Source organism: Nonomuraea sp. NPDC049309 (assembly GCF_043196965.1).
Taxonomy (GTDB): Bacteria; Actinomycetota; Actinomycetes; order Streptosporangiales; family Streptosporangiaceae; genus Nonomuraea; species Nonomuraea fastidiosa.
This window is the reverse complement of record NZ_JBICSH010000003.1, coordinates 366,173-385,245: the sequence shown is the minus strand read 5'-3', so window position 1 is coordinate 385,245 and position 19,073 is coordinate 366,173. Positions and strand designations below refer to the sequence as shown.

Genomic DNA, 19,073 nt, shown 5'->3' with positions numbered 1-19,073 from the left:
TCTGCCGCCTCCGGGGACCGCGTTCAGACGTCGCTGGAGTAGCGCAGCGCGCGCTCGGGCAGCTCGACGCCCGGCCAGATGCGCACGCCGTGCTGCAGCTCGTTGCCCGGGCCCACGATGGCGCCGTCGCCGATGACCGCGTCGCGCACCACCGTGCCCGCGCAGACGCGCGCGCCCTGGCCGAGCACGGAGTCGATGACGGAGGCGCCCTCCTCGACGACGCAGTCGTCGCTCAGCACCGAGCCCATCACCGTGGCCCCCGCCTCCACCACCGCGCGGGCACCGACGGCCGTGCCGCCGAGCACCTTGGCGTCGGGCGAGATCCGGGCGCCGTCGAGCGCGAGGTACTGGCCCGGCGGGCCGGGCAGCGCGGGCGAGGACAGCCGTCCCAGCACCAGGTCGCGCGAGCCCTGCACGAAGGCGGCGGGCGTGCCGACGTCGATCCAGTAGGTGCGGGTGGCGTAGCCGAGCACGAGCTGCCCCGACTCGATGAGCCCGGGGAACGTCTCGCGCTCGACCGACACGACCTCGCCGCGCGGTATGGAGTCGATCACCGAACGGGTGAAGACGTAGCAGCCGGCGTTGATGCGGTTGGTGACGGGGTTGGGCGTCTTCTCCAGGAACGCCGTGACCCGGCCCTCGTCGTCGGTCGGCACGCAGCCGAACCGGCTGGGGTCGACCACTTCCGTCAAATGGAGCGTTACAGCGGCCTCGCGCGCGCGGTGGAGGCGGACCTGCTCGCCGATGTCGTGCCCGGACAGGATGTCGCCGTTGAGGACGAGCACCGGGTCGTCGGGGCCGGCGGTGAGCGCATCGGCGGCGTTGCGGATCGCCCCGCCGGTGCCGAGCGGCGTCTCCTCTGTTATGTACTCGAGCGAGAGCCCGAACGCCGACCCGTCACCGAAGGCCGGCTCGAACATGGACGCCTTGTACGAGGTCGCGAACACGATACGGCGCACACCGAACGATCGTGCGCGCGCCAGCTGGTGGGCCAGGAACGGCACCCCGGCGGTCGGCAGCAGCGGCTTCGGCGTGCCCAGTGTCAGCGGACGCAGGCGCGTGCCCTGCCCCCCGACCAGGAGGATCGCCTCGAGGTCTGGCAAAGAGCTCTCCATCACTCCGTGAGGTTACCGAACTATTCGATCGCGCGTTGATAAGAGCTGAGATGCGCTTCGGCCGAGGCGTCCCAGGTGAACTCGCGGGCCCGTGCCAGACCGGCCTCGCTGAGCTGCCGCCTGCGCTCGGGAGACGACAGCAGCCTGCTCAGCGCGTCGGCGATGCTGTCGGCGTCCGGCTCAGTGTAGGCCACCGCGTCGCCGCCGACCTCGGGCAGCGACGTGCGGTGAGTCGTCAGCACCGGCGCGCCGCAGGCCATGGCCTCCAGCACCGGCAGCCCGAACCCCTCGCCGCGCGAGGGGAAGGCGACGACGAGCGCGCCGCCGAGGAAGCCGGGCAGCTCGGGCGCGCTGAGGTAGCCGGGCCTGACCACTCTGACCGTGGCCTCCACCTCGCGGCAGGCGGCGTCCACGTCGTCCTCGTGCACGCCGCCGCCGATCACCAGCGCCGGCGGCTTGTCCAGCCGCTTGACGGCGGCGGCGAAACCGCGGATGAGGTTGGGGACGTTCTTGCGGGGGTCGAGCGCGCCCAGGAACGCCACGTACGGCTGGCCGTGCAGGCCGCAGCGCGTGGCGGCCCGCTCGATCTCCTCTTCGGTCGGCGGGTGGAACTGCGTCATGTCCACGCCGTGGTAGGCGACGTCGATACGGGTGGGGTCGGCGTCCAGCACGCGGATCAGCTCGTCCCTGGTGGCCTTGGACGGCACGATGATGCGCCGGGCGTGGCGCACGGCGGTGCGGGTGGCGGAGCGGAAGAAGGACGCGCGCGGGCTGTGCTGGTCGGGCTCGGTGAACCAGGTGACGTCGTGGACGGTCACCACGGTCGGCACGCCGGAGCCGAGCGGCATGGAGTAGTAGGGGGCGTGGATGACGTCGGCTCCGGCCTTGCGGGCGAGCAGCGGCAGGCCGCTCTGCTCCCACGCGAGCCTGGCCGCCCTGTGGGCGATGGCGACGGGACCGGGGATGACCTCGGCGGACGGAGCGAGGCGGCGGTAGCGCTCGGCCTCCGTACGCTGGCAGACGACGGACAGCTGCGCACCGGCCCGATCGAGCGCGGCCACGAGCCCGTCCACGTACCTGATCAGCGCTCCGCGGTCCGCGGGTACCGCGGCCGCATCGACGAGCACACGAGGCATACGAAGATCTTCTCCCCTCAAGATCAACGCGGGACCGGGCGTCCCCCTCTGAAATTCAGCTTATGACCAGCGTCCCCTAAATCGTGGGACAAATCACACTGAGTCGCGACGCGCCGCGATTCCCGCGGTGCCCGCGCAGATGAGGTCGCCGACGATGATCACGACGCGGGAGGCGAGGGCCACCGCGATCGCCGAGCCGCTGTCGAGCTGGGGAGCGAGCACCGCGACCATGGCGACCTCCCTGACGCCCGCGCCCGCGGGGATGACGAAGGTGAGGATGCCGAGGCACCACGACAGCGCGAACGCGCCGATGGCGAAGAGCAGGCCGCCCTGCGGGATGACGAAGTAGAGGTGCACGCCGTAGGCCGTCCAGCCGGCCAGCGCCCAGCCGAGCGCGGTGAGCATGCCGCGCCTGGTCAGCGGGCGTTCGAGCGGCTCGCGGCGCAGCTTGCGCAGGGCGAAGCCGATCACCGCGTTGACGACCTTGGGCTCCAGCGCCACCAGCAGCACGGGGATGAACAGCAGCAGCCAGCCGAACCTGTCCCAGCCGAGCGTGACGAGCGTGACCAGCAGGCCGGTGGCGAGCTGGATGGGCATCATCAGGAAGAACGCCGCCGCGCTGCGGGTGCGCGGCACGCCGAGGTCGCGGCCCATCTCCATCTGGGCGAGCACCGGCCAGACCGTGCCGGGGATGTACTTGCCGAGCTGGCCGACGAAGAACACCTTCGCGGCCGGGCGTACGGGCAGCGGCGAGCCGAGGTCGGCCAGCAGCGTGCGCCAGGTCAGCATGGCTCCGAGCAGCGCGGCGACGACCGCGGCCAGCGAGCCGCCGAGCGCCGGGGGCGACATCCTGGAGAAGCCGGCGACGACCGCGTCCCACTCCCTGATCACCGCCCACGCGCCGAAGCCGAGCGCGATGGCCAGGAAGCCATATCTCACCAGCCGGCGAGCCGGCGAGCGGCGGGGCACGGCCTCCGACGCGGCCTCGTCGGTGGTCACAGCGGCCGCACTCGCTCGGGCGGCTGCGGCAGGTGGGCGCCGATCGGCTTGCGCGCCCGCTTGGTGGCCACCCACAGGTACGTCGGCACGAGCGGCAGCAGCAGCCTGAGCACCCCGCGCGGCGTGTGCGCGAGCACGGCCCTGGCGACCTTGCCGGGCAGGCCGGGGAAGAGCTCGCCGCCCGCGAACCTCTCCGGCGTGGCCAGCACCGGGATCGTGTAGTCCCACACGTGGAAGGCGCGCAGCATCTTGCGCAGCCCGCGCCGGGTCCTGAACCGCTCGTAGTAGTGGTCGGCCCGGCCGAAGGCGCGCACGTAGCGGTCGGCCAGCGCGGGCGGCAGGTAGGACAGGAACGGCAGCTTGTAGTGCGGCTCCATGATGCCGAGCCGGTTGCCGAGCCCGAGGTAGAGCACGCCGTCGTCGGACAGCACGCGGTGCATCTCGGCCACCACCGCGTCGGGATCGACGACGTGCTCGTAGATGTGGTTGAACACCAGCACGTCGATCGAGTTGTCGGGGAACGGCAGCGCCGTGCCGTCGCCGCAGACGAACGCCACCCGGTCGCCGAACCGGTCGGCCGCCTTGCGCAGCCCCGGCACGTCGATGTCGATGCCCAGCGTGTGCTTCGCGCCCGCCTGCGCGAGCTCGTCGGCGATGAAGCCGGCCGAGCAGCCGACGTCGCCCACGGTGAGCCCGTGAAGCGGCCCGGAGAAGTGCTCCAGGACGGCGATGATCTTCGCCGCCTTCCGCCGCCGCTTCGCCTCGTCGAGCATGGCGGACTGGAACTCGGAGTATTCGAGCTGCGCGACCCGCTGCTTCACCCGTTGTCTGACCACGACTCCCAACCGTACCGACCTCCGCGCCCCTTCGATGTCAAACGGCCTTTGGTACGGTGGCCGACCCAGCGGAAGGCTGACGAATGGGGGCACAGTGGCGCTTTTCGACAAGATCCGCGGCGAGTTCATCGACATCGTCGAGTGGCTGGACGACAGCCGCGACACCCTCGTCTGGCGCTTTCCCCGGTACGACAACGAGATCAAGATGGGCGCCCGGCTCATCGTGCGCGAGTCGCAGGTCGCCGTCTTCGTCAACGAGGGCCGCATCGCGGACGCGTTCGCGCCCGGCTCGTACACGCTGGAGACGCGGAACCTGCCCGTCCTGTCCACGCTGAAGGGCTGGAAGCACGGCTTCCACTCCCCCTTCAAGGCCGAGGTGTACTTCGTCAGCACCCGGCAGTTCGCCGATTTCAAGTGGGGCACGCGCAACCCGATCATCGTGCGCGACCCCGAGTTCGGGCCCGTACGGCTACGGGCGTTCGGCGCGTACTCGGCCAGGGTGACCGACGCCCGCGCGCTGCTGCGGGAGCTGGCCGGGACCGACCCGCAATTCCGCACCGAGGAGGTGGAGGGCTACCTGCGGCAGATGGTCGTGGGCCGGCTCGCCAACGCGCTCGCCACCGCCGGGGTCCCTCTGCTCGACCTCGCCGCCGGGCAGCACGAGATCAGCCGGCGGATCGCGCGGGCGCTGACCGAGGACCTCGCCGGGGTGGGCCTTGCGATCCCCGCGTTCACCATCGAGAACATCTCGCTGCCGCCGGAGGTGGAGCAGGCGCTCGACAAGCGCTCCCAGATGAAGATCGTGGGGGATCTCGGCGAGTACGCCCGCTTCCAGGCGGCCAATGCGCTCGACCAGGCCGGCGGCACCGGCGAGGGCGTGGGGCTCGGGATCGGCATGGGCATGGGGGCGGCCGCCGGGCAGCACCTCGCCGCCGCGCTCCAGCCCCAGACGCCCCAAGCCCCGCAAACGCCGCAGGCCCCGCGAACATCCCCGGCCCCGCAGATGCCGCAACCGCCGCAGGACGCCCCGCCGCAGGCGCCGCAGGCCGCTCAGGCCGCCCCGGGCCAGGCGCCTCAGGGCGGGCCGCCGCCGCTGCCGCGGACCTGGTACATCGGGGTGGGCGGCGAGCAGCGCGGCCCGTACGCGGAGAAGGACCTGAGGGCGGCCGGGCTGACCGACGGCACGCTCGTGTGGACGTCCGGGATGCCGCAGTGGCTGCCCGCCCGCGACGTGCCCGAGCTGGCCGCGCTGCTGCGCGACATGCCTCCCCCGCTCCCGCCCGCCTGACCGGCGGCCCCACCAGGAGCCCGACCAGGAGCACAGCGCCCGGCCACGGCCCCGCACGACCAGCGCCGACCAGGAGCCCCACCAGGAGCCCGACCAGGAGCACAGCAATGTCCTCGCCCACCCAGACGCCCGCCCATCCGTGCCAGGGGTGCGGCGCGAGCGTGGAGTACGCCCCAGGGACCCTCGCGCTGCGCTGCCCGTACTGCGGCTTCGAGCAGCGGATCGCGCCACCCGCGCGGCAGGTCCGCGAGTTCTCCTACGACGCCTTCCTCGCCAAGCCGCGCGTCCGCGCGCTCGCGCCGAACAGGTTCTCCTGCCCGGGCTGCGGCGCGCGCACCGAGAGCGACGCGCTGTCGCGGGCCTGCCAGTTCTGCGGCACTCCCCTGGTCGCGGACACGGCGGCCGAGGAGCAGATCGCGCCCGAGGCGGTGCTGCCGTTCGCGCTCGACAGGAACGGCGCACGGCACGCCCTGCGCAGGTATGTGCGCACCCGCTGGTTCGCCCCGAACCGGTTGAAGAAGGTCTCCGAGGCGGAGACCATGAAGAGCACGTACCTGCCGCACTGGACGTACGACGCCCGCACGGTCTCCGACTACACCGGCAAGCGCGGCGAGCACTACTACGTCACCACCACCCGCAGAGGCCCCGACGGCCGCAAGACCACCCGCCGCGAGCGGCGCACCCGCTGGTACCCGGCGCGCGGCCGGGTGTCCCGCGACTTCGACGACGTGCTGGTCCCCGCCACCCGGCGGCTTCCCGCCGACCGGCTCGCCAAGCTGGAGCCGTGGCCGCTGAAGCAGGCGCTGCCGTACGAGCCCGCGTACGTGACCGGGCACCACAGCCTGCGCTACGACGTCGAGCCGCAGACGGGCCTCGAGCAGGCGAAGGGCATCATGGCCAAGGTCATCGAGGCGGACTGCAAGCGCGACATCGGCGGCGACGTCCAGCGGCTGCTCCGGGTGGACACGCGCTACTCGGACGTCAGGTTCAAGCTGATGCTGCTGCCGGTCTGGGTGGGCAGCTACGTGTTCGGCGGCAGGACGTACCAGGTGCTCATCAACGGCGTGAGCGGGGAGGTCCAGGGCGAGCGGCCGTACAGCGCGGTGAAGATCGTCGCGGCGGTGACGGCCGCGCTCGCGCTCATCGCCTGCGTCGTCTGGCTTTACCAGGTGTACCGCGCGTAACCTGGCCCAATGCTCCGCCGACTGTTGCGCTTCCTCCTCGCCCTGGTCGCGCTCGGTTTCCTCGGCTACGGGCTCGCCTCCAACTGGCAGGAGACCACCGACGCGCTGTCGCGCATGTCGCCGTGGGCCGTGCTCGGCGCGTTCGGGTCCGTGCTGCTCGGCCAGTTCTTCATGCTGGTGGCCTGGCGGGAGATCCTGGCAGGGCTGGGCACGCGGGTGCCGCTGCCGATCGCCGGGCGGATCATGTTCGTGGGCCAGCTCGGGAAGTACATCCCGGGCGCGGTGTGGGCGTACGCGGCGATGATGGACCTCGGCCGCGACCACGGCAGCCCGCCGCGCCGCACGTTCGCCACGATCTCGCTCGGCCTGGTGATCAACCTCGGGGTGGCGATCTCGATCGCGGCGGCCACGCTGGGCACGCTGGAGGCGGTGCGGCAGGCGTGGTACCTCGTGCTGCTGGTGCCGGTCATCATCGTCTGCCTGCACCCGAAGGTGCTGGCCTGGGGCCTCAACCTGGCGCTGCGGATCGCGCGCAGGGAGCCGCTGGAGAGCGTGCTGCCCGGCCGTACGGTGCTGGTGGCGGTGGGCTGGACGGCGCTCGGCTGGATCGTCTACGGCCTGCACGTCTGGCTCGTCGCGGATCGCGCAGACCTCTACGTGATCGCGACCGGCGCGTACGCGTTCGCCTGGGCGACCGGCATCCTGACTGTCGTGGTGCCGGCCGGCGTCGGCGTCAGGGAGGGCGCCCTGGTGCTGGTGCTGGGGCCGCTCATCGGCACGCCGGCGGCGCTCGCGGTGGCGATCGTGTCGCGGGTGGCGTTCACGCTCGCCGACGCCGCGCTGGCGGGGCTGTTCGTGCTGCTCGGCCGTCAGGCGGCGAGCAGAGCCGTCGCGTACGCCGACCAGAACGGCTCGGGGTCGACCGCCTTGACTCCCGACCGCAACCTCTCCGGCTCGCCCGAGGCGTAGAACCGCTCGATCGCCGCGCGCAGCGCGCCCACGTCGTTGGGCTCGACCAGCAGGCCGTCAACGCCGTCGGTGATGTGCTCGGCCAGCGCGCCCACCCGGGTGGCGATCACCGGCACGCCGTGCTCGTGGCCGAGCCAGACGTTCTGGCTGGCCGTGGCGCTGCGGTAGGGCAGCACGAGCGCGTCGGCGCGGGCGAACAGCTTCGGCACCTCGCTCGCCGCGACGTAGCCGGGCCGCAGCTCCACGCGGTCGCCGATGCCCAGCTCGGCGATCAGCGCCTTCGTCTCCTCGAGCCCGCTCCAGAACTCCCCCGCCACGGTCAGCGAGACGCCCTCGGGCAGCGCCCGCAGCAGCAGGTCGAGCCCCTTGTACGGGCGCACGATGCCGAAGAACAGCAGCCTGCGGTGGACCTCCTGCGAGCGCTCCGCCGTCGTGGACGGCAGGTGCGGCGGCAGCCCGGCCACGCTGACCGGCGTGGCGGCGAGCCCGCGCGCCAGCTCCGCCTGCTGCTCGGAGTGGGCGAGCACGCCGTCGACCCGGCCGAGCAGCGCCTTCATCAGCGGCTCGTCGTAGAACTTGCGCTCGTGCGGCAGCACGTTGTGGCAGAGCGCGACCGTGCGGGCGCGGCGCTTGAGCCCGTACAGGATGCCGAGGTAGGGGGGCACCTGCACGGGGCTGAGCACGGCGAGCACGACCAGGTCGGCCGAGCGCAGCCGCCGCCCGGCCGCCACCCAGCCGTCGGGCCGCCGCCAGTCGAGCCTGCGCAGCGTCCTGTCGTACGGGGTGCCCTCGGGCTCGGAGATCGTCTGCTGCCCCGGGTAGAGGAACGACGGGTACTGGGCGCGCCACGACTCGATCACCACGTCGTGGCCGAGCGCCGACAGCCGGTGCGCCAGCTCCGTGGTGTGCTGGGCCCCGCCGCCCTTGTACGGGTAGGTGGGCCCGACGATCGCGATGCGCACGGTCACTCGCCCCGCGAGCGCACGATCAGGTCGGCGAGCAGCGCCACGGCCCCGATCAGCAGGCCCGACAGGAAGATCATGACGGTGTTGGCGGGGAAGTAGAACGGGTGCTGGATCATGTCCCAGACGCCCTTGACGAACCCGATGCCGACCAGCCACAGCGCCGGCGGCATGAGCACCTTGAGCGGGTTGAAGTACATGATCATCCGCAGCACCTGGAGGATGTAGCGGTAGGCGTCGGAGACGAAGCTGAACTTGGACTTGCCGGCCCGCTTGGAGTACTCCGTCGGCAGGTAGTAGATGTCGTGCTGGTTCATCAGGAACGACAGCGTGATCGTCGTGACGCACGAGAACCCGGGAGGCAGCAGCCGCAGGTAGGGCCGCGCCACCTCCTTGCGGAAGGCCCGCAGGCCGGAGTTGAGGTCGGGGATCTTCTGGCCCGCCAGCATCTCGGCGATCTTGCGGATCACCCACTTGGCCGGCACGCGCAGCAGCTTGTGTGAGCCCTCCTCGCTGGTGCGCGCCCCCACCACCTGGTCGATCGACGGGTCCTTCTCCAGGATCTGCACCAGCTCGGGGATGCGCTCGTTGGCGTAGGACATGTCGGCGTCGGTCCACACCACGATCTCGCCCCTGGCCTCCTGCGTGCCGATGCGCCGCACGGTGCCGGAGCCGCCGTTGCGGTGGAAGGCGCGCACGCGCAGGTGCGGGTAGTCGGGTGCGGCCTCCTTCAGCCGCGCCAGAGTCTCGTCGGTGGAGCAGTCGTCGATGGCGACGAGCTCGTACGTGTAGCCGCTCGAGTCCATCGCCTTGGTGATGCGCTCCACCTCGTCGATGACGTGGTCCTGCTCGTTGTAGCAGGGCAGGACGATCGTGACGTACGGCGCTTCTTCCACGGCGGTTCCACTCTTGGGGGTCTCTGGCGTGCTCACGGGGGTCGAGGTTACTCTGCCCCACTGGAAGGCGAGTGCACATCGCCCCAGCGGGAGCCCCGGCTTGCGGGGCTTCTCCTCCCAGTGTGACTCATCCCGGTCAGGCCACGGTCATCCAGACGTTGATTCTCAGTGACCATGTGGCATTGGGAGCTTCAGTGAGCGACCGCTCGTCCTGCCGGGTCACCAGCCGCATCACCTGGATGGCCGGTCCGTACGGCGAGACCTGCGGCTCCTCGGCCCCCATCAGCACCGGGATCCGGCCCGCCGCGCGCACCCGCTCGATCTGGCGGCGCACCTCGCTCTGCGGCGCGACGTCGTCGCCCTGCCGCTTCACCCGCGCCGCCGGACGATCGCACATCCCCCGTACGACCTGGACGAACCGATCACCGGTCACCCGCTCCACGAACAGCACCGACGCCCGCTCGGGGATGCGCGCGCACATCGCCTCGATCGCCGCCGCCTCGCCCCGCTCGACCGGCGTGAACGCGGTGCCGATCGACGTCACCGCGGGCGGCACGAGCACCAGCAGCACCGCCAGCACCGTGCCCCACTTGAGCACCAGCGGGCCGTGCCGGTCCATGAGCCGCCGCAGCCGGACCAGCCCGTAGGCGGCCAGCAGGATCACTCCGGGGATCACCACCGGCACCAGGCGGCGGGCGGCCCACGGATGGTCGGGGGTGATCTCAGGGCGCAGCAGCGTGGTGACCGTCGTCCAGCCCACCACCGCGAGCGGCAGCAGCCAGGGGAACGAGGAGCCGTCGCGCAGCAGGCGGCGCACGAGGAGCGCGGCGGCGATCGTGGCCAGCGCCAGCGTGGCGGGGCCGAGGTACCAGGTGACCCAGTGCAGGGAGTTCTCGAAGTACAGGCGGGTGCCGTCCTCCGGCAGGCCGTTGGCGCGCTGGATCTGCCGGATCATCTCGTACGTGCGCCAGTCGTCCGGGTTCGCCGGGTGCCTGGTGACCGTCTGGTACCACGGGCGGGCGTACAGGGCCACCATGAGCAGCACGGTCAGCACCGCGCCGGTCCTCGGCACCCACCGGGGCATGCGCAGGCGGGCCAGCGCGGGGGCGGCGGCCGTGCCCGCGGCGGTCAGCACGAGGACGGCGGCGCTGATGAACAGCAGCGGCCGCACCGAGCCCGACAGGTAGTGCAGGTACGGCCTGGCCAGCAGGTACGCCGCCGCGAGCCCGATGCCGGCACCGGCCAGCAGCCCCGCGAGCAGCGGGAGACCCAGGCGGCCCACCGGGCGGCCCAGCCTGCGCAGCGCGATCAGCAGCCCGGCGAAGGCGAGCACCGGCAGCACGTCGCGCAGCCCGTCGATCCGCACCAGCACCGCGAGCCCGGACACCAGCCCGGCGAGCAGCGCCGTCAGCCGGCCCGCCCGGCCGGCTCCCGTGGGCGAGGTGCCCGCAAGCGCGTCGCAGGCCAGCGCCAGCCCGCCGAACAGCAGGATCATCGACGGGATCTCGCTGAACGTGGTCCGCGACGTGTAGAGGACCGGAATGCAGATCGCGAACGCCGTCGCCGCCACCACGGCCCACCGCGCCCCGGCCAGCCGCGCCACCACGCCGCCCAGCGTGAGCACCGCGAGCGCGCCGAGCACGACGGGCATCATGAACGGCGCGCCCAGCCAGTCGCCGATCGCGAACAGCATCGGCGGGCCCGGCATGAACTGCGGCAGCACCCCGCCGTCCACGGCGTAGAACCCGATGCTGTCGAACTCGAGGCCCGGGTCGGGGCCGCCGAACGCCTCGGGGTGCACCGGGATCGGCAGCGAGCCGTGGCCCGCGATCCAGGCGGCGTACTGGGCGTAGGTGGCCGGGTCGCGCCTGACGGCGAGCTGCTCCGAGTGCAGGAGCGCGTTGAAGATCCCGGACGCCAGCGCCACGCCCACGAGCCCGAAGAGCTGCCACCAGGACGCCCACAGGCCGCCGCCGGGCTCGGCCTGGAGGCTCTTCGGCCCGGCGTCCGGCGGCGGGCTCCCGGGCTCACCGTCCCGGACCGTGCTCTCGGGTTCGCCGTCCCTGACCAGGCTCCCGGGCTCGCCGGCCCGGACCGGGACCGCGACCGCCGCGGCGGACCGCAGGCCGCGGGTGCCCGCCCAGCACAGCAGCGCCGCCGCGGCCCCGCCGAGGATCGTGACGGGGACCGGCCTGAACCAGCCGAGCAGCAACAGCGGAAACCCGGCGAGCAGCCAGCCCGCCACGGCCGACGCGGGCAGCACCGACAGCGTGGCGAGCCACCGGCCGGGACGATGATCGTGTTCCATCGGAGACCGAGCGTATCCAACCCCGCGCACAAGCCGCGTCCGCGGGGAGGCCGCCGGGCGCCCGGGACGGGGCCGGAGGCTCGGGATGGTCGCGAACGCCGGTAGCGTACGCGACGTGCCGGAAATGGGGAGGACCAGCGGGTGATGGCGGAAGCACACGCCGGAAGGCCCGGGGAGCCCGCCGACGCCGCGGATCTCGCAAACGCCGCGAAGCCCGCGAAACCGGCGGAGCCGCCGGGACCGGCCGGACCCGGGGAGCCCGCGCGGCCCGGAGTGCCTGCCGCGGCCGGAGAGCCCGCCGAGGACATCGGCCCCGGCCGGGGCAGGAGGCGGCGGGCGGCCGGGATGCGGGAGCGGGTGCGGCGGCACCGGTGGTTCCTGCTGGTGCTGGGGCTCGGCGCGCTGCTGCGGGCGCTCGCGATGCTCGGCTACCGCCCCGCCCTGTGGTTCCCCGACTCCTACACCTACATCGTCACCGTCTTCAGGCCCCGGCCCGACCTGGTGCGCCCGGCCGGCTACTCGATGTTCCTCAAGCTGCTGGAGCCGCTGCACGCGTTCGGTGCGGTGACGGCGGCGCAGCACCTGCTGGGCCTCGCGACCGGCGTGCTGATCTACCGTGCGGCCCACCGCGCGCCCAGGTGGGCGGCGACGCTGGCCACGGTGCCGGTGCTGCTGGACGCGTACCAGATCGAGCTGGAGCACCTGCTCGTCTCGGACACGCTGTTCATGTTCCTCGTGGCGAGCGCGGTGGTGCTCGCCGTGCGGGCGCGGCCGGCGGCGCTCACGGTCGCGGGCATCGGGCTGCTGCTCGCCGCCGCCACGCTGACCAGGACCGTCGGGCAGCCGCTCATCGTGGTGCTCGCGGCGTGGTTCCTGCTGCGCGGGCGGTTCAGGCCCGCGGGGGTGCTGCTGGCCGCGGCGCTGGTGCCGGTCATCGCGTACGGCGCCTGGTTCTACGCGACCTACCAGCGGGTGGGCCTGATAGGTGCGAACGGAGTCTTCCTGTACGCCCGCACGATGTCGTTCGCCGACTGTGCCGAGATGGACCCGCCGCCCGACCTCAGGGAGCTGTGCGACCCGCGCCCGCCCGGGCAGCGGCCGCCGTCGCAGGAGTACATCTGGGCCCAGGACTCCCCGCTGGTGCGGCGTCCGGGCATCACGTTCACGAAGGAGACCGACGACCTCGCGGCGAGGTTCGCGATGCTCGCGATCACCTCGCAGCCGTTCGATTACGCGAAGTCGATGCTGGTGGAGCTGGGCCGCACGTTCCGCTGGGACCGGCCGATCTACCCCGACGCCGAGATCTACGGCTACTACCAGTTCCCCGCCGAGCGCCCGGGCCCGCCTGGCCGCTATCCCGCGCAGGTGGGCGCCGAGTATGCCAAGCTCTACGAGCAGGGTGCGATCGGCACGGAGATCGTCGAGCCGTATGCCGGTTGGCTTCGGGCCTACCAGAGCGTGGCACGCCTGCCCGGATCGCTGCTGCTGGCGATCCTGCTCGTGCCACCGGTGGCGGCGATCGCCCGCAGGCGCGCGGGCAGGCACCTCGCGGTGCCTCCGGCCTGGCCGGTGCCCTGGTCGGTGGCTCTCGTGCTGCTGATCACACCGGCCGCGGCCGCCGAGTTCGACTACCGGTACGTGCTGCCGGCCGTACCGGTGGCCTGTCTGGCGGCGGCCCTCGCCATCGGGCCCGCGGAGGTGAGACGACGCGAACGACGACGCGACGAGCGAGGACGACCTGGTCGCGGAGAAAGAGTTTGGCGATGATATTCCACCAAATGTCCGGCTCTGAGTATGCTGTGCCGCGGAAACATCACGCCCGGGTCACGGCCGTTCCCCACGTTCATGGCCCGTGGCACGCCGTACGTGACCTAGTCTCGTGGCGCGAAGCGACCGAACCGGCGGCGCAAGGAGTGAGGTCGGGGGGCGTATGACTGACTACAGGAGCGTGCCGGTCGTCGACTCCGCGCACGGCCGCCGATCCGCCCCCACGCAGCCGGGCAGCCGGATGGCGCGCAGGGCGGCGGCCGCACCGCCGCCACCGCCCGACGACCGCCCACCGCGCAGCCGCCGCTCCGGCGGCTCGGGCGGCGGCCAGACCAAGATGCGCGTGCTGGCGTGGGTCAGCATCGGCGTCACCACGGCCATGGTGGCGGGGGCGCTGACCGCGTACACCGCCTACCGCGACGCCTTCGGCAACATCAACGAGAAGAGCGTCAAAGAAGACATCATCAACCCGCGGCCCCCCGACACCGGCGCGCTCAACGTGCTGCTCGTCGGCTCCGACTCGCGGGCGGGGGCCGGCAACGCGAAATACGGCCAGAAGATGGCCCGCACCGCCGACGCGGGCGGCAAGCGCACCGACACGATCATCCTCCTGCACCTGTCGCCCGACCGCGACAAGGCGCGGCTGATCAGCTTCCCGCGCGACTCCATGGTGCAGATCCCCAAGTGCAAGAACGAGACCACCAAGCAGGAGATGCCGCCGCGCCGCGACATGATCAACTCGGCGTACAACACGGGCGGCATCGCCTGCACGATCTCCACCCTCGAAACCCTCACCGGCATCCGCATCAACCACTTCGTCGAGGTCGACTTCAGCGGCTTCAAGAACATCGTCGACGCGCTCGGCGGCATCGAGATCTGCCTGAAGTCCGGCGTCAACGACAAGGCCTCCAAGCTGGTGCTGCCGCCCGGCAAGAGCCTGCTCGACGGTGAGAAGGCGCTCGGCTACGTACGCCTGCGCAAGTACGGCGACGGCAGCGACATCCAGCGCATCAAGCGCCAGCAGATCTTCCTCAGCAAGGTCGTCGCCAAGGCCACCAGCAGCGAGCTGCTGACCGACGTGGGCCGGCTGCGCGACTTCATCGCCGCCGCCGCCAGCTCCGTCACCATGGACCCCGAGCTGGCCAACGACACCGAACGGCTCATCGAGATCGCGATGAGCGCGAAGAAGATGACGGCCAACGGCGTGCAGTTCACCACGGTGCCCTGGCTGCCCGACCCCCAGGACGAGAACCGGGTGATCTGGAAGCAGCCCGACGCCAACGAGCTGTTCACCGCGATCAAGACCGACACCGAGGTCACCAAGCCGGCCGAGACGGACACCCAGACGGCCGCCAAGCCGAAGGCGAACATCAAGCCGGAACAGGTGCGCGTCCAGGTGCTCAACGGCACCAAGACCGTCGGCAAGGCCCGCGAGGTCGCCGACATGCTGGCCAAGCAGGGCTTCAACGTCGTGGGGCTGGGCAACTACGAGGCCCCCGGCGGCGCGAGCCTGGCCAAGACCGAGATCCACTACGCCAAGACGGCCGCCACCGGCGCCGACCACGCCACCGCGCTCGCCGGAGCCGTCCTGCCCAAGCCGCAGGCCGCCGCCGGCAAGGTGAAGGCGGCCGGGGCGCAGCCGTACACCTCGGCGGCCACCACGACCACCGCGGGAGCGCCCGCCAAGGGCACCCCGGTGATCCAGCTCGTGGTGGGCGAGGACTTCGAGTCGGTCAAGGTCACCAAGCTGCCCGACAGCGTCGAGAACAGCACCATCACCGCGTCCGAGCAGAAGAACGTGTGCACCTGAGGCTCCAAGTTCGCTGTGTAACGCGCCGATACGGCCGTCTGCGAGAGACAGGAGTCCTGAGGCGGGCTAGGCTGTTGCGGGTCGGCGACGCAGCGCGAAACGGACCGTGTACGGTCCATGACCGCGCTGCCGTCGTGTTCCCCGGCCCCGAGCGAAGCTGAGCGACTTCCTTCTGTGTCTGACACCAGATCCTCCCGACCGGCCACGACCCCGCGGCGTCCCGATGAGGAGGGACCTGCCAACACGGGAGCCCGATGGCCGATGCCGGAAGAGACCTTCTGGAGCGAGTCCACCGACCCGCACGGTGTGGCGCCAGGCGAGCTGACGCAGCCCCAGCCGGCCGTCACGCCGGATGACCCGGCTCCCGAGCCCCGGCCCCGCGGCATCGGCCCCGAGGCCGGGCGCTCGCACGCCCGCGACGCGGAGTCAGGACGATCGCGCTCCAACGGCCGGCACGCGGAGGCCGGACACCCCTACTCCGACGACCACGGCTCCGACGGCCGCCCCCACGCCGGCGGCCACCGCTCGGACGCAGGCGGCCTCCACGCCGACGGCCGCCCCACCGCCGACGGGCGCGGCCCGGTCGCCGCCGGCCGTGACGCGGACGCCGCCAGCGCCCGTTCCGGCGAGCGCGGCGCCGATGCCGTGCACCCGTACTTCGGCAGCGCGGCGTCCGACGCCGCGGACTCCAACGGGCGCCGCTCCGACGCCGGGCACGCGTTCTCGCGTGGCCGTCACGCCGAGGACGACCGGCCGTCCGGCGACGTCCTGGACGCGGAAGACCCGCCCTTTCGAAGCCGCCCGCCGGAGGGCTCCAGGCAGCCGGCCGCCCATGGGCGCGGCGCCGAGAACGGGCGGCCGGTGGGCAACGGCCGTGGTGCCGAGCCGGGGCGGCTGGTCGCCGGCGGTCGCCGCTCCGAGGCCGGGCAGCCGGTCTCCCGTGACCGGCGTGCCGAGGGCGGCGCGCAGCGTTCCCCGGCTCACGGCCGGAGCCCGGAGGCCGGCGAGGCCCGCCCGCAGGGCCGTGGCCGGGCTCCGGAGGTCGGCGAGGCCCGCCAGGACCGCCGCCTGGCCGCGGAGGCCGCGGACGTGCGCTCCCAGGGGCGTGGCCGGGCCGCGGAGGCCGGTGACGCGCGGGCACAGGCCCGTGCCGCCGCCCCCGAGGGCAGGCGCGCGAGGAGGGCGGCCGAGGAGCCCGTCGCACGGGTGGCGACGCAGGAGCCCGGGCAGCCGGCGGAGCGGCAGGCCGCGAGCGGCGGTCAGCGGCACAAGGGCGCTCAGGACGCAGCGGCGGGCACGGGCACGCGTACGCAGGACCGGCCGGAGCCGCAGCCGCAGGCCGAGCGGCCGAAGCGCAAGCGCGACCCGTTCCTCGACAACGTCAAGTTCCTGCTGATCGCGCTGGTGCCGATCGGCCACTCGCTGGTGCCGACGCTGTCGGCGCACTCGGCGCGCGCGGCCTACATCTTCATCTACACCTTCCACATGCCGCTGTTCGTGGTGATCAGTGGCTTCCTGTCCAGGAACTTCTGGAACTCCAACGCGAAGACCAACAAGCTCGTCGACACGTTCCTCATCCCGTACGTGATCGTCGAGGTCGGTTACGCCGCGCTGCGCTTCGCGCTGGGCCACAAGTGGAGCCTGACGATCATCGACCCGGCCTGGCTCAACTGGTACCTGCTGGCGCTGCTGTTCTGGCGGCTGTCCACACCGGTGTGGAAGCGGATGAGGTACCCGGTGCCGGTGGCGATCGCGATCTACCTCTTCGCCGGGTTCTCGCAGATCTCGGGCGACTTCAGCATGGACCGCTTCTTCGGCCTGCTGCCGTTCTTCGTGATCGGCCTGGTCATGCAGCCCGAGCACTTCGACATGCTCAACCGCATGTGGATCAAGGTCGTCGCGGTCTTCACCATCCTGGGCGCGGCGGCGGTGGCGATCCTCATCGCGCCCAAGGCGCCGCTCGGCCCGTTCTACTACAAGAACAGCTACCACGACCTCCACGTGTCCTGGTGGATGGGCCTGGGCGTGCGTACAGGCCTGCTGATCTGCGCGCTGGCGATGTGCTTCGCGATCCTCGCGCTGGTGCCCAGGAAGGAGACCTGGTACACCGACCTCGGCACCCGCACGCTCTACTGCTACCTCCTCCACGGCGTCCCGGTGCTGATCGCCAAGGACATGGGCTGGCTGTCGGTGCCGTGGCTGTACGGCCCGCTGGGCGTGCTCGCCATCGCGTCGAGCGGTTTCCTGCTGGCCATCATTTTGTGCCTGCCGCAGACCCGCACGCTGTTCAAGTGGATGCTCGAACCGCGCCTCACCTGGCTGTATCGCCGGCCGTCACGAAGTTAAGCGATCGTTCCCTTCGCATTAACGTCGTTGACCGGACGGGCGCGGAGCATCGATCCATGCGTGCATGTGTCGCCACGACCGTCCATCATCCCGAGGACGCCCGGATCATGCACCGCCAGATCCGGGCGTTGCTCGACGCGGGCCACGAGGTGACCTATGTGGCGCCGTTCACTCACTTCAACGTGACGCCCGCCGCCGAGCTGAGCCCGGTGGACGTGGCGCACCTCGCCTCCGCCGGCCGGGTCAGGGCCGCGCTCAGGCGCGGCCTGCGGGGCGCCGACCTGCTGATCGTGCACGAGCACCGGCTGCTGCGCGCGCTGCCGCACCGTCGTCCTCCGGTCGTCTGGGACGTCCGCGAGCGGGTCGCGCCCAAGCGGCTGGACCGCGCGCGGCAGCGCCATCGGGTGATCACGCCGGCCGAGGTGCCGGAGGCGACGCTGGTCTCCCCCGCGCCGCTCCCGCCGGGCGACACCAGGGTCGTGCACATCGGGCGCCTGTCGGCCGAGCGCGGCGTGATGGAGCTGATCGGGCTGGCCGAACACCTGGTGCCGCACGGCATCCGGGTCGACCTGATCGGGGCCGCCGCGCCCGGCGTGCGCCCGCTGCTGCGCGACGCCCAGCGGGTCGGGCTGCTCGACTGGTACGGCTACGTGCCGCTTCGGCACGCCCTGCGCATGTCCGAGGGCGCGCTGGCCGGCCTGTCCCTGGCCGGTGCCTCGGTGACCGCCATGCCCACCAAGATCCTCGACTACATGGGGCGCGGGCTGCCGGTGGTCACCACCCCGCAGGGCGCGGGGCCGGTCGAGGCGGCCGGGTGCGGGATGGTGGTGCCGCTGGACCTGGACGCGGTGCTGAACGCCGTACTGGATCTGAAAGAGGATCCGGAGCTGCGGGTGCGGCTGGGCAAGAACGGGCACGCGCAGGCCCGTCTGCGCCACCACTGGCCGGACCACGCGCCCGCCTTCGTCCGCCAGGCCGAGTCCTGGGCCGCCACCACCACCCATGCCCTGGCCGTCTGACACACCCTTCCCACCGCCACACCGATCACCGCCCGCCCTCGACGCTCCTCCCCTGCCGTCCGCCTCACCCCTCCGCCTCCCGCTTTCTTGCCGTCGGCCCCTCGCTCTCGGCCTCCGGCCGCCGTCGCACAACCGCCATCGCCTCAGCCCGGCCGGTCGGCATCCTCGCCGACCGCCCGCGACCCGGCACGTGCGCCCCTGGCCGGCCCGGCCCCGGCCTCCCTGCGCGGGGCCCGGCTGCGGGGCGGAATGAGCCGACGGCCTCCTGCTCCCCCTTCACGCCCCCGCCTCCTGGCGGATGACGTAAGGGGCACCTGCGCGGAGTGCTCGGGGGTGGAACCGGGTGGTTCGCCTTTCTTCCCTCCGACACACCTTTCTTCCCTCCGACACAGTGGTGACCGGCGGCGGCGGAGAATGGCCACGGGGCGTGGCGGTTGA

At 72.3% G+C, this 19,073-nt stretch carries 14 protein-coding genes; 7 read left to right on the top strand and 7 right to left on the bottom strand.

The features are described from left to right. Positions 1–23: 23 nt before the first annotated feature. From ACGFIM_RS22515 to ACGFIM_RS22500, 4 genes are all read right to left on the bottom strand, one after another. Complete coding sequence (locus tag ACGFIM_RS22515) at positions 24–1,115, bottom strand: sugar phosphate nucleotidyltransferase (RefSeq protein ID WP_393204168.1); 1,092 nt, start codon at positions 1,113–1,115, stop codon at positions 24–26. Positions 1,116–1,135: 20 nt separating this feature from the next. Continuing rightward, positions 1,136–2,251: a glycosyltransferase family 4 protein gene (locus ACGFIM_RS22510; protein WP_393203185.1), complete on the bottom strand. Its 1,116-nt coding sequence runs from the start codon at positions 2,249–2,251 to the stop codon at positions 1,136–1,138. 93 nt (positions 2,252–2,344) lie between these two features. Continuing rightward, positions 2,345–3,250: a lysylphosphatidylglycerol synthase domain-containing protein gene (locus tag ACGFIM_RS22505; RefSeq protein ID WP_393203183.1), complete on the bottom strand. Its 906-nt coding sequence runs from the start codon at positions 3,248–3,250 to the stop codon at positions 2,345–2,347. Further along, positions 3,247–4,086: a methyltransferase domain-containing protein gene (locus tag ACGFIM_RS22500; RefSeq protein ID WP_393203181.1), complete on the bottom strand. Its 840-nt coding sequence runs from the start codon at positions 4,084–4,086 to the stop codon at positions 3,247–3,249. The genes ACGFIM_RS22505 and ACGFIM_RS22500 overlap by 4 nt, the downstream gene beginning before the upstream one ends. A gap of 94 nt (positions 4,087–4,180) precedes the next feature. Between ACGFIM_RS22500 and ACGFIM_RS22495 the strand changes: the two genes are divergently transcribed. The 3 genes from ACGFIM_RS22495 to ACGFIM_RS22485 all read left to right on the top strand — a co-directional run bounded on the left by ACGFIM_RS22495 (position 4,181) and on the right by ACGFIM_RS22485 (position 7,527). Then, the gene (locus ACGFIM_RS22495) at positions 4,181–5,374 is read left to right on the top strand and encodes an SPFH domain-containing protein (RefSeq protein ID WP_393203180.1); all 1,194 of its coding nucleotides are present in this window, start codon (positions 4,181–4,183) and stop codon (positions 5,372–5,374) included. A gap of 107 nt (positions 5,375–5,481) precedes the next feature. Beyond that, entirely contained in the window at positions 5,482–6,558 is a 1,077-nt protein-coding gene (locus ACGFIM_RS22490; protein ID WP_393203178.1) for a hypothetical protein, read from the top strand. A gap of 9 nt (positions 6,559–6,567) precedes the next feature. Further along, the gene (locus tag ACGFIM_RS22485; RefSeq protein WP_393203176.1) at positions 6,568–7,527 is read left to right on the top strand and encodes a YbhN family protein; all 960 of its coding nucleotides are present in this window, start codon (positions 6,568–6,570) and stop codon (positions 7,525–7,527) included. Here ACGFIM_RS22485 and ACGFIM_RS22480 read toward each other — a convergent pair. The 3 genes from ACGFIM_RS22480 to ACGFIM_RS22470 all read right to left on the bottom strand — a co-directional run bounded on the left by ACGFIM_RS22480 (position 7,428) and on the right by ACGFIM_RS22470 (position 11,693). Further along, entirely contained in the window at positions 7,428–8,489 is a 1,062-nt protein-coding gene (locus ACGFIM_RS22480; RefSeq protein ID WP_393203174.1) for a glycosyltransferase family 4 protein, read from the bottom strand. The two genes, ACGFIM_RS22485 and ACGFIM_RS22480, sit on opposite strands and share 100 nt — an antisense overlap. 2 nt (positions 8,490–8,491) lie before the next feature. After that, positions 8,492–9,421, bottom strand: coding sequence for a glycosyltransferase family 2 protein (locus ACGFIM_RS22475; RefSeq protein ID WP_393203172.1), 930 nt, complete (start codon positions 9,419–9,421; stop codon positions 8,492–8,494). A gap of 100 nt (positions 9,422–9,521) precedes the next feature. After that, positions 9,522–11,693 carry a hypothetical protein gene (locus ACGFIM_RS22470; protein ID WP_393203170.1) on the bottom strand — a complete coding sequence of 724 codons (2,172 nt, stop codon included), beginning with the start codon at positions 11,691–11,693 and terminating at the stop codon, positions 9,522–9,524. A 273-nt stretch (positions 11,694–11,966) separates the two neighbouring features. On the opposite strand from ACGFIM_RS22470, the gene ACGFIM_RS22465 reads away from it, so the two are divergent. The 4 genes from ACGFIM_RS22465 (at position 11,967) to ACGFIM_RS22450 (ending at position 18,635) form a co-directional block, all read left to right on the top strand. Further along, complete coding sequence (locus tag ACGFIM_RS22465; RefSeq protein ID WP_393203168.1) at positions 11,967–13,460, top strand: hypothetical protein; 1,494 nt, start codon at positions 11,967–11,969, stop codon at positions 13,458–13,460. 163 nt (positions 13,461–13,623) lie between these two features. Then, a complete protein-coding gene (locus ACGFIM_RS22460) occupies positions 13,624–15,270 on the top strand; it encodes an LCP family protein (protein ID WP_393203166.1) in 1,647 nt (548 codons plus the stop codon). Positions 15,271–15,531: 261 nt separating this feature from the next. Next, positions 15,532–17,616 (top strand): acyltransferase family protein, encoded by a 2,085-nt coding sequence (locus ACGFIM_RS22455; RefSeq protein WP_393203164.1) that lies wholly within the window; start codon positions 15,532–15,534, stop codon positions 17,614–17,616. A 56-nt stretch (positions 17,617–17,672) separates the two neighbouring features. Continuing rightward, positions 17,673–18,635 (top strand): glycosyltransferase, encoded by a 963-nt coding sequence (locus tag ACGFIM_RS22450; protein ID WP_393203162.1) that lies wholly within the window; start codon positions 17,673–17,675, stop codon positions 18,633–18,635. Positions 18,636–19,073: the final 438 nt, after the last annotated feature.